1 protein-coding gene and 1 pseudogene are annotated in these 2,149 nt (G+C 71.1%); both read left to right on the top strand.

The features are described 5' to 3' along the window. The first annotated feature begins 147 nt into the window (after positions 1 to 147). On the top strand, positions 148 to 1,494 hold the full coding sequence (gene mshA / locus AB8Z36_RS38360) for a D-inositol-3-phosphate glycosyltransferase (protein WP_369217987.1): 1,347 nt from the start codon (positions 148 to 150) through the stop codon (positions 1,492 to 1,494). Further along, positions 1,487 to 1,984 (top strand): annotated as a pseudogene (locus AB8Z36_RS38355) (YbjN domain-containing protein); the annotation flags it as partial. The gene mshA and the pseudogene AB8Z36_RS38355, both read left to right, overlap by 8 nt. Positions 1,985 to 2,149 lie beyond the last annotated feature (165 nt).

Genomic DNA, 2,149 nt, shown 5'->3' with positions numbered 1-2,149 from the left:
GTATGCGGGAGAGACGGTTGATCAGGTCGGGTAATGCTTTGGCAAAAAGAGCCCGGGAGGAAATGGAGCAGAAACCTCCGGTGTTCTCCCTCTGGAGGTCCGTACGCCCTCCCTGTCGTCATGCCCGTACGCAAGGAGGACCGCCACGTGAGCCAGTACGTGTCCAGGCTCGGGCGTCGATCCACGGCGGCCCCCTCACGGCTGCGCATGCCAGGCACTCCGCGGCGGCCCCGGCGGGTGGCCGTGCTGAGCGTGCACACCTCGCCGCTGCACCAGCCAGGCACGGGCGACGCGGGCGGCATGAACGTCTACATCGTCGAGCTCGCCAAGCGCCTCGCCGCGATCAACATCGAGGTCGAGATCTTCACCCGCGCCACCACCGGCGCGCTCCCGCCCGCCGTGGAGCTGGCCCCCGGGGTCCTCGTCCGGCACGTCGACGCGGGCCCCTACGAAGGGCTCGCCAAGGAGGAGCTGCCGGCCCAGCTCTGCGCCTTCACGCACGGCGTCATGCAGGCCTGGGCGGGCCACCGGCCCGGCTACTACGACCTCGTCCACTCCCACTACTGGCTCTCCGGCCACGTCGGCTGGCTCGCCGCCGAGCGCTGGGGCGTGCCCCTGGTGCACGCCATGCACACCATGGCCAAGGTCAAGAACGCCGCGCTCGCCGCGGGCGACACCCCCGAGCCCGCCGCCCGCGTCATAGGCGAGACGCAGATCGTGCGCGCCGCCGACCGGCTCATCGCCAACACCTCGGAAGAGGCCGACGAGCTCGTACGCCACTACGAAGCCGAGCCCGGCAAAGTCGCCGTCGTGCACCCCGGCGTCAATCTCGACCGCTTCCGCCCCGCCGACGGGCGCGCCGCCGCCCGGCACCGGCTCAACCTCCCGCAGAACGCGCTGATCCCGCTCTTCGCGGGCCGCATCCAGCCCCTCAAGGCCCCGGACGTGCTGCTGCGCGCGGTCGCCGTCCTCCTGGACGAGCGTCCCGCCCTGCGCTCCAACATCGTGGTGCCCATCGTCGGCGGCCCCAGCGGCAGCGGCCTCGCCAAGCCTGAGGGGCTCCAGAAACTGGCCGCGAAGCTGGGCATCGCGGACGTGGTCCGCTTCCAGCCGCCGGTGGGCCAGGACCAGCTCGCGGACTGGTTCCGCGCGGCGTCGGTCCTCGTGATGCCGTCCTACAGCGAGTCCTTCGGGCTCGTCGCCATAGAGGCGCAGGCGGCGGGCACGCCGGTCCTCGCGGCGTCGGTGGGGGGCCTGCCGGTCGCGGTGCGCGACGGGGAGACGGGCTTTCTGATCCCCGGGCACGAACCGTCGCTCTACGCGCGCGTGCTCCGCGATTTCGCCGACCGGCCCCATCTCGCCGACAGCATGGGTGATGCCGCCGCCCGCCACGCGCAGTCCTTCGGCTGGGACACGGCGGCCGCCGCCACGGCGGACGTGTACACGGCCGCCATGCATGACTTCCGGCGTCACGTACGCTCGCATCATGGTTGAGCAGGTGGGTTCCGGAGGCGGCAGTTCCGCTGCGGGAGACGGCGGTTCCGTCGCGGGTGCCGTGATCGAGCGGACGCTGGACGACGCCGAGCTGGAGTGGGAGAGTCCCGAACCCGGCTCCTACGTAGTGAAGCTCCCGGGCACCCGCAAGCTCTCCACCACCCTGTCGATGATCGTCGGCAACCACTCCCTCTCCCTGAACGCCTTCGTGATCCGCCACCCCGACGAGAACCACGAGGCGGTGCACCGCTGGCTCCTTGAGCGGAACCTGCGTCTCTACGGGGTGAGTTACGCGATCGACTCCCTCGGCGACATCTATCTCGCCGGGAAGCTGCCCCTCTCGGCGGTCACGCCCGAGGAACTGGACCGGCTCCTCGGCTCGGTCCTCTCCGCCTCGGACGACTCCTTCAACACGCTGCTCGAACTCGGATTCGCGTCGGCGATCCGCAAGGAGTATGCGTGGCGGGTGGCCCGGGGGGAGCCGACGCGAATCCGAGTTCGAGCCGGGGGAGCCGACGCGGAACCTCGGAACGCCCTGGAGCACGGGTTCCGGGAGGGGGACACCGGCACGGTCGAGGTCTCGGCGGTGCGCGGCGGCACGAGCAAGGACGTACGGCTGCTGATCACCGTCCAGGACGACGGCGTCGGTCTGCCG

This window comes from Streptomyces flavofungini (genome assembly GCF_041028215.1).
In the GTDB taxonomy this organism is placed as follows: domain Bacteria; phylum Actinomycetota; class Actinomycetes; order Streptomycetales; family Streptomycetaceae; genus Streptomyces; species Streptomyces flavofungini_B.
Note: the sequence above shows the minus strand (reverse complement) of the source record. Positions and strands in the feature narration are given on the sequence as shown.